At 35.8% G+C, this 8,802-nt stretch carries 11 protein-coding genes; 6 read left to right on the top strand and 5 right to left on the bottom strand.

Going from position 1 to position 8,802, the window contains the following annotated elements:
* Window positions 1-548: 548 nt before the first annotated feature.
* The 4 genes from CUN59_RS10030 to CUN59_RS10015 all read right to left on the bottom strand — a co-directional run bounded on the left by CUN59_RS10030 (window position 549) and on the right by CUN59_RS10015 (window position 3,418).
* On the bottom strand, window positions 549-773 hold the full coding sequence (locus CUN59_RS10030) for a hypothetical protein (RefSeq protein ID WP_104387715.1): 225 nt from the start codon (window positions 771-773) through the stop codon (window positions 549-551).
* Window positions 773-1,060 carry a type II toxin-antitoxin system HigB family toxin gene (locus tag CUN59_RS10025; protein WP_104387714.1) on the bottom strand — a complete coding sequence of 96 codons (288 nt, stop codon included), beginning with the start codon at window positions 1,058-1,060 and terminating at the stop codon, window positions 773-775. Before CUN59_RS10025 ends, CUN59_RS10030 begins: the two co-directional genes overlap by 1 nt.
* A 282-nt stretch (window positions 1,061-1,342) precedes the next feature.
* Entirely contained in the window at window positions 1,343-1,876 is a 534-nt protein-coding gene (locus tag CUN59_RS10020) for a sporulation/spore germination protein (RefSeq protein WP_104387713.1), read from the bottom strand.
* 84 nt (window positions 1,877-1,960) lie between these two features.
* Window positions 1,961-3,418: a protein adenylyltransferase SelO gene (locus CUN59_RS10015; protein WP_104387712.1), complete on the bottom strand. Its 1,458-nt coding sequence runs from the start codon at window positions 3,416-3,418 to the stop codon at window positions 1,961-1,963.
* 293 nt (window positions 3,419-3,711) lie between these two features.
* On the opposite strand from CUN59_RS10015, the gene CUN59_RS21995 reads away from it, so the two are divergent.
* Window positions 3,712-5,004 (top strand): serine/threonine protein kinase, encoded by a 1,293-nt coding sequence (locus tag CUN59_RS21995; protein WP_243406912.1) that lies wholly within the window; start codon window positions 3,712-3,714, stop codon window positions 5,002-5,004.
* A gap of 241 nt (window positions 5,005-5,245) precedes the next feature.
* Here CUN59_RS21995 and CUN59_RS10005 read toward each other — a convergent pair whose 3' ends face one another.
* Window positions 5,246-5,818 carry a GNAT family N-acetyltransferase gene (locus tag CUN59_RS10005; protein ID WP_104387711.1) on the bottom strand — a complete coding sequence of 191 codons (573 nt, stop codon included), beginning with the start codon at window positions 5,816-5,818 and terminating at the stop codon, window positions 5,246-5,248.
* 78 nt (window positions 5,819-5,896) lie between these two features.
* Between CUN59_RS10005 and bioB the strand changes: the two genes are divergently transcribed.
* The 5 genes from bioB (at window position 5,897) to CUN59_RS09980 (ending at window position 8,751) form a co-directional block, all read left to right on the top strand.
* Entirely contained in the window at window positions 5,897-6,898 is a 1,002-nt protein-coding gene (gene bioB, locus CUN59_RS10000; RefSeq protein WP_207765400.1) for a biotin synthase BioB, read from the top strand.
* A gap of 81 nt (window positions 6,899-6,979) precedes the next feature.
* The gene (locus CUN59_RS09995; RefSeq protein WP_104387709.1) at window positions 6,980-7,297 is read left to right on the top strand and encodes a hypothetical protein; all 318 of its coding nucleotides are present in this window, start codon (window positions 6,980-6,982) and stop codon (window positions 7,295-7,297) included.
* Between the two features lie 54 nt (window positions 7,298-7,351).
* The gene (locus tag CUN59_RS21990) at window positions 7,352-7,801 is read left to right on the top strand and encodes a restriction endonuclease subunit S domain-containing protein (protein ID WP_243406911.1); all 450 of its coding nucleotides are present in this window, start codon (window positions 7,352-7,354) and stop codon (window positions 7,799-7,801) included.
* Between the two features lie 138 nt (window positions 7,802-7,939).
* Window positions 7,940-8,278 carry a hypothetical protein gene (locus CUN59_RS09985; protein ID WP_104387708.1) on the top strand — a complete coding sequence of 113 codons (339 nt, stop codon included), beginning with the start codon at window positions 7,940-7,942 and terminating at the stop codon, window positions 8,276-8,278.
* Between the two features lie 17 nt (window positions 8,279-8,295).
* Entirely contained in the window at window positions 8,296-8,751 is a 456-nt protein-coding gene (locus CUN59_RS09980) for a type II toxin-antitoxin system VapC family toxin (RefSeq protein ID WP_104387707.1), read from the top strand.
* Window positions 8,752-8,802 lie beyond the last annotated feature (51 nt).

Below are 8,802 nucleotides of genomic sequence, written 5' to 3'. Positions count from 1 at the left end.
CATCCTCTACTTCATGCAGAAGTCGGCGATCTAGGGCTGTTAGGACAGCGATCGCTCGAATTAACCACCGAATACCTCATCCCGGAAATCCTGAAATCCCGGAAATCCTGATTTAGACAACTACAGCGATCGCTCATCATTAATTATCCTCAAATTAACAACCTTGTTTTAGTGCGATTAGAGTTATTCAGATACCCGACTTCTCTAAGAAGTCGGGTATCTAGGGATCTAAGGACAGCGATCGCTCGAATTAACCACCGAATACCTCATCCCGGAAATCCTGAAATCCCGGAAATCCTGATTTAGACAACTACAGCGATCGCTCATCATTAATTATCCTCAAATTAACAACCTTGTTTTAGTGCGATTAGAGTTATTCAGATCCCCGACTTCTTGAAGAAGTCGGGGATCTAGGGATGTAAGGACAGCGATCGCTCGAATTAACCACCGAATACCTCATCCTGTAAATCCTGAAATCCTGTAAATCCTGATTCAGACAACTACAATGAAATTATGAAGAATGAGTTTTTCTAGCATATTTTTACAGTTCACAATAATTCAGGAATATGTTCATTTTCATAATTTTCAATTAATACACCAATGACTTCCATAAGAGATGCCAGAGGATGGGTTTCATCTTCACCAATTTGATCAATGAGTGTATCAAGTATATTAACTAGATGTTCATATTCTTCTTCTGTGTGAGGAACAAAAATATTTTCGGCAATGGATGACCAAGCTGTGATAGTTTGAGTGATGTTTAAGGTTGGCATTATTCTTTCCATTTTTTTTGATCGTATTCTGGATGAGTTAGCACTGCACGAATATAGATTTTTTTACGGTTATAGTGAATTGCTGCAATGAGTCTAACTTTGTTACCTCCAATGTTAAATACTGTCAACTTACTTACTTGATCTGCTGATGGGAACATTTGCCTAAGTTCGGCAAAGGAGCTAAATTCATTTGCTTTTACTAATTGATACCACTGAGCTAGAGCATTTTTTGTATCTGGATGGATTTTAGCAAATTCATTCAACCGCTTACGAGTAATAACGTGCATTTGAAAAATCCTGATTTATTCATGATTTTATCAAAAATATAGGAAGCCTACTTGAATCTGTTTTGGTGCGATTAGAGTTATTTCAGATCCCCGACTTCTTTAAGAAGTCGGGGATCTAGGGATGTAAGGACAGCGATCGCCACCAATTAATTACCGTCAAATTAGCAACCTCATCCGCAAACAGATCCCTCATCCTGTAAATCCTAACTGAATCTATACAGATGTCTCTACTGCTAAACTATACCTAAATTTTGCTGGTTAAATTTTTAGCTTGAAAAAACTTTAGAGGGTAATATCTTCACCACGTTCTGTAAAGCGGACATCTTTAATTTGCCACTGGGAATTACTAATTAAGGTTTTGCGAACACTACTAAACAATGCAAACTGTTCACAACTAGAAAGAGAAGCTATTTGTCGTTTTGAATTTGGTGATATGCGTAAATCAACTGTCGCAATACCATTTTTCACATTAACTCGATAACCAGAAACGCTAAAATCGGCTGTATTTTGTTCTTTGAATATTTGACCTATGGCTCCATTTATAGGTGTTTGGGCGGAAACTTCAGCTTTTTTGGGAATTAACTCTTGACATTGAGCATCACTTGTGTATAGTGTGATGTTCGTAGTTTTGCCAGAAATAGCTTTAGTACTGTCATCATTAGTATATGGCCTAACTGAAGGAGTGGGGCTAATTTGACTATTTGGTGTTGTTTCTATATTTGTTTTATCAGCAGTATTATTAGAATCACAACCACTAATTACAGTAGAGAATGCTATTAAAATCAGAGATAAAATATATTTTTGGCGATGATACATAATATTATTTCCTGTTAAATACTTGTGATTAAAAAGGTGAATTTATTGACTTATGGACGGGGAAACCCCGCCCCTACGGGAAAATTACTTTCCTGTTTGGAGTGTTCCTACTAAATCATAAAAAGGTTGCCAATTATCATCCTCAGTGATTGGTTCCCAAATTGATTCAATTACAGGTCTTAATAAGGCTGTTTTGGGATTAGCCTCAGTTAGAGTTTTAGCAATTTTATCCATTTCATTAATATCAAAATTATTGAGGATTTGATGATAAAGGAAACACCAATTATCGAAAGTTGCCGATTCTCCTAATGCTGGGATAATTTCTGAATTAGTCATCACAAAAGCTGGATCATCTCGCCATTTACTAGAAAAGTTAGCAGCTATATCAGCAAAGAATTGATGATAACCAACTTGACTATCATGTAAAAAGGTGATGGTTAACCGCAAAAATTCATCAGCTTGTTCTAATTGTAAATCCTCAAATCCCAATTTTTTCAACATCAAAGCCCGATATTCAGCTTGATAATATTCAGCAAACTTAGATAAAGCAATATCCAAATCACCTTGATGAATTATCGCTTTTAAAGGTTCTTGCAAAAGTTCTAAATTCAATTTGCAAATCCCTGGTTGTTGACTGTAACAATAACGTCTATAATAGTCAAAATATGCGGCGGTAAATTGGAGATCGTAGGTAGGAATAAAGGCATAGGGGCCATAGTCAAAACTTTCGCCAGTAATTGACATATTATCAGTATTCAAAACTGCATGACAAAAACCTGCGGCCATCCATTGCGCTACTAATTCGGCGACACGCTGGACTAATTCGGCATAAAATAAAGCATATTTATCATTTTGTGCCTGTAAATGGGGATAATACTGTTCAATGACATGATCTAACAGTTTTTGAGTTAAATCAGGTCGTTTTAAATAGTTTAATCTTTCAAAGGTACCAAAACGGATATGAGATTTACTCATACGGATCATCACAGAGGAACGAGTTGGAGAAGGTTCATCACCGCGCCACAGTCCTAAACCCGTTTCTATCATACTTAAACAGCGAGAAGTGCGAACACCTAAACGATGAAGTGCTTCAGCAGCGAGAACTTCCCGCACTCCTCCTTTAAGTGTTAACATTCCGTCACCACCGCGAGAGTAGGGGGTTCTTCCCGAACCTTTTGTGCCAAAATCGTATAATTCCCCATCAATACCCCGCACTTGTCCATAGAGAAAGCCTCTACCGTCACCTAATTGGGGGTTATATTGTCCAAATTGATAACCGTGATAACGTAGTGCTAATAGGGGTTCTCGTTGTTCAAATTTGCCAAAAGCACTAATAAAATCTTCATCTTTGACTATTTGCGGATCAAGTCCTAAACGTGGTAGTAGTGCATTATTGCGCCAACGTAAAATATGTTGGGGAAATTCTTCGGACACGACTTTATCATAGTAGTCTTCACCTAGAGATTCTAAGGCTGGTTCATAGTTGAGGGTAAGTAAAGGATTACTAGCATGGGTATGATTGAGAGTTTCATCCAGAGTCATTATAATTATGCTTAATTGATATTTCTTTAATAATAGACAAAAAGCTGACAGACTAGGAGTATAGATCCCCGACTTCTTGAAGAAGTCGGGGATCTTGGTATTAGACCTGTCCGAAGATATGATAAATCAGTAGCAGAAATACCAATTTAGTAAAATCCTTCTTCTAAAATTATCAAAGTTAGTTAAGCCATAAGCTCTGTAGTTGACAATTTTAGACTCATTAGGGGCTGAGATTAGCACTTACAACTAAACTTGTGCCAAAATGAACTTATAGATTTATAAGTTTACAGGTTATGGCTTGGTTGTCAGGACAGCAATTACAAGATGGTGAATATACCATAGAAAAAGAATTAGGTGAAGGTGGTTTTGGAATTACTTATTGCGCTAGAGATAATCATGGAAATTTCGTTGTTATCAAAACTTTAAATGATGCTATTCAAAAACGTGCTGATTTTCCTAAATTTCAACAAGACTTTCTCAACGAAGCGATTAAATTAGCTAAATGTAGTCATCCTCATATTGTTCAAATTTACGAAGTCATTCATGAAGATGATCTTTGGTGTATGGTGATGGAATATATTGATGGGGAAGATTTAGGAAGTTTTGTAGAAAATCAAGGTGTTTTATCTGAAGGTGTTGCATTACGATATATTCAGCAAATTGGATCAGCATTAACTCTAGTTCACAATAATGGCTTATTACATCGAGATATTAAACCACAAAATATCATGTTGCGTTCTGGTAAATCAGAAGCCGTGTTAATTGATTTTGGGATTGCGCGAGAATTTACACCGAATTTAACTAAAACCCATACCAAAATATTATCTGATGGTTTTGCACCAATTGAACAATATGATGCAAGAGCAAAACGGGGAGAATTTACAGATGTTTATGCTTTAGCTGCAACTTTGTATTCTATCTTAACTGGAGAATTACCAACTATATCACCAATGAGAGCTATTGGTACAGAATTGGAAGAAGCGAAAAAGATAAATTTTAGTATTAGTGATAGAGTTAATCAGGCAATAATCAAAGGAATGGAATTAAAGCCAGAAAACCGTCCTCAGTCAATAAATGAGTGGTTATCTCTTTTGAATATCCAAAAAACCAGCAATATTACTATTCTTTCAGCCACAGAAATTATCGAAGATAATATTATTCGTGAGTTTAGAACTCATGTTGATTATAAAAGTTCTAAAGCAGGATTGCTAATTCATCATCAAGAAAGTAGCTCTGATCTTGCATTGCACTACCATATAACTATCTCCAATACCCACGCCTTTAACTTTGGTGGAAATGGATTTGCTGTATTCCGAATTCCGCGAAAACATCATATAGTAAAATCGGTGACATTATTGCCTAGAAAAGAAGTCCTTGATAGATGTTTAATTGCTTATGAATTATTCAAAACTTGGGATTATGGTTTATTAGGTTGGAATTGTGAACACTTTGTTAGATTAGTCACAACAGGAGAAGCAATTAGTTATCAAGTCAAAAAATCACCTTTAGCATTTTTAAATAATAATGGTTATCATCCATTAGCAAAAGAAATGATGGATAAAGCTTGTCCAACTGCAAAATACTAATTTATTTAACAACAGTAACCTCTTTCTTTTTCTTCCTTCTCTTCTTCTTCCTTCGTGTTCTTCGTCCCTTCGTGGTTCATTTCCTATTAACCTGATCGCCAGCCAGTAGGTTAGGTGAAGCGATAGCCTAACCCAACATTATCTGAGTTCGATGAACAATTTTTAACCCCTCTCCAAACCTCTCCAGGAAGGGGATCAGCTTTGGGTTTAGATCCTCTTCAAGAAGTCGCGGATATTGGTATTATAAATCTGATCGCCAGTGGGGATTTGTTAAACTGGTGAGAATATGGTCTTCCCATTGACCATTAATCATTAAATAATCTGTAGCATATCCTTCAACTACAAAACCGAGTCTTTTTAGCACTTTAGCACTACGCCGATTATGGGGCATATAATTAGCCATAATGCGGTGCAGATTTAACTCTTCAAAAATATACTTAGTAGAAATAGATAGGGCTTCTGTCATATAACCATGACCTTGGGCTGATTCGGCTAAACTATATCCTAACTGACAAAATTGAGCAGCATTATAAACAAAGTTGTTAAAATTAGCAGTTCCAATCACTTTTCTGGGCTGGTGTTGTAAATAAATAAAAAGTTTTAATGAATAGTTATTGACAAATTCCCAAAAACTGGTTTCTACTTGATATTGCCAATATTCTGGGGTAAAAAAATTTTCATCCCATTTCGGATAAAATGGCGTGAGGTATTCTTTATTTTCTGTAAAATATTTGAGTATGTAGGGAATATCTTCTATGACTGCCATTCTTAATAATAGGCGATCGCTTCTAAGAATTGGTGGTTCTGAACTCATATACTCAAATGTAAATATTTTATATGCAGCTATACTAATTAAAAATTAAACCACAATAGTACAAAAAGGATAATTACGGTGGGAATACGTTACGATTGGCAACCAACAGAGATATTGACAATATATAATACACCATTCCTAGAGCTAATTTACCAAGCTGCTACTGTACATCGTCAATATCATCAACCGCAACAAATACAAGTTTGTAAGCTTATCTCTATTAAAACTGGTGCGTGTCCAGAAGATTGTGGTTATTGCGCTCAATCTTCTCGCTACAAAACAGAGGTAAAACCTGAAGCACTGTTACAAAAAGAAACAGTGATTAATATTGCTAAAACAGCCAAAGAAAGCGGTGTTAGTCGGGTTTGTATGGGTGCTGCTTGGCGGGAAGTGCGGGACAATTCCCAATTTGAGGAAGTTCTGGATATGGTCAAGGATGTAACTGGAATGGGTTTAGAGGTGTGCTGTACCTTGGGAATGTTGACAGAAAATCAAGCCAAGCGGTTGGAAGATGCGGGATTATATGCTTATAACCATAATCTTGACACCTCAGAAGAATATTACAGCACTGTAATTACTACTCGAACCTATGGCGATCGCCTCAATACCATTGCCAATGTTCGCCAAACTAATGTTACCGTATGTTCGGGCGGTATTCTCGGTTTAGGGGAAAATGTTAGCGATAGAGTCGGAATGTTACATACTCTCTCAAATTTACAACCTCACCCCGAATCTGTACCCATCAATATTCTTTCCCAAGTTCCCGGCACACCTTTAGAAAATCAACCCGATGTCCCCATTTGGGATGTAGTGCGGATGATTGCCACTGCTAGAATTATTATGCCTAAATCTGACGTGCGGTTAAGTGCAGGTAGGGCGAGACTTTCCCAAGTAGAACAGGCTTTATGCTTCATGGCTGGTGCAAATTCCATCTTCTCCAGCGATGATAATAAAATGTTGACGGTGACAACTCCTTGTCCTGATTATGACGCAGATAAAGAAATGTTGAATTTACTTGGTTTAGAAATGCGTCCACCGTTTCAAAAGCAGGAAAAAACACCAACTCCAGCGATGATATAACAATTGAAAATTACCTCTCCCTGACTGGGAGAGGACTCGAATATGCTAGAATTTAGGATGAATTTTAAGCAGGTGATCAAGATGACACAATCCACACCCCAAAGAGTTGTCCGTCGTGGTCGAGTATTTCCCGAAATTCAATGGACAGAAGAACAAAAAGCTGAAGATAGAGCTAGAAGACAGGCATTTTCTGATCGTTGTTGGGTAATTTTTGAGCGGTTAAAACCAGAAATATTAGATAAATATTATGGTTGGTATATTGCTATTGAACCTGATAGCGGTGATTATTTTATTGATCAAGATAAGGAAGTAGCCAGTAAAATGGCTAGAGAAAAGTATCCTCATGTTATTCATCATATTTATGGCATTAATGAAACGGGAGTTAGTGGCAGAATATGATTGAGGGCAGATTTGGAGAAAATGGACAAGTTTATTTTGAAATTGATTTAATTGGTGGGGATAATTTCAGTAATTAATGGTACAGGTGTTGGTACAATTGGACGCTGTGCGCCTTATCTTTACAGGCAAAAAGCCTTACCAGATAATCATGTAACTATTCTCAGAACTGATTTACTTGACTCAGTTTATCTGTCTATTTACCTCAATAGTATTATTGGAAAGCTACAGGTTGAAAAACATTTTAAAGGTTCATCAGGACAAATTGAATTATACCCTAATGAAATTAGTCAATTTTTAGTTTGGAATGCACCTAAATCAGTACAGAAAAAAATTAGAAACAAAGTTGAAGAATCACATCAAAAACGTGAACAATCCAAACAACTGCTAGAAATTGCTAAAATAGGAGTAGAAAAAGCCATTGAAACCGATGAAGCAACAGCTACAGATTGGATAAATCAGCAATTGGCAATATTAGGAATTGATCTCAAAAGCATCATTAGTTAATTTCCTGTTGTATAATATTTATATATATTTTCCCTGATCAATTTAACAGCTTACTATCACGGCAGATTTTGTCATAATATAAAGATAGGATTCCCATGACTAATTACGCTTTATCAACATTATGAGGAATAAATAATTATGTCTCAATCCGATTTAATCAATAAACCAGAATTAAGTAACACTACCGAAGAAAATCATCTCATAGAAATTTTACGAGAAATTCAAGCAACACCTAAAGAATATTGGCCAAATCTCCTACAAATAATGCGAGTATTTCGAGAAAGTGTTACTTTTAAACCTGAGATTTTTAACCATTCTCAGCTAGAAATAGACGCACAACAACAAATTTTAAATCAACAACATCAAGCACTAAAAAAATTAACCGAAGAGTGGTTAGAAGAAGGAGAACAAGAAGAACAAACGGAAACTTGGGAATATTTGCGGCAAAAACAAGAAATTGATGATAATCCTTTTTAAGATTAAGCTGAATTTATATGAATAAATTGATTTTCCTCGATACAAATATTTTAGGAATGGTAACAAATCCTAAAAGTTCTAATTCTAATTGTCAGGATTGTAAAGAATGGTTAGATGAATTACCCTTAAAAAGTCATCAAGTTATTTTACCGGAAATTGCTGATTATGAAGTAAGACGAGAACTATTAAGAGCGGGAAAAACAAAAGGAATTAAACGTTTAGATCAACTCAAACAAGCGATTACTTACTTGCCTATTACTACTGCTACCATGCTTTTAGCAGCACAATTTTGGGCAGAAATTAGAAACACGGGAAAACCAACTGCTGATCCTAAATCTCTTGATGGTGATGTTATTTTAGCAGCACAAGCAAAAATAGAAGAATTAAATGGAAATCAAGTAATTGTTGCTACTACCAATGTTAAACATTTATCCTTATTTGTAGATGCTCGTGAATGGCAAATGATTAATTAAAAAGATTTCTCTCATTTCTGGAAAGTTTGGATTTAAAACTAAAATCCAAAC

The organism is Cuspidothrix issatschenkoi CHARLIE-1 (assembly GCF_002934005.1).
In the GTDB taxonomy this organism is placed as follows: Bacteria; Cyanobacteriota; Cyanobacteriia; order Cyanobacteriales; family Nostocaceae; genus Cuspidothrix; species Cuspidothrix issatschenkoi.
This window is presented reverse-complemented; position numbering and strand designations above follow the sequence as displayed.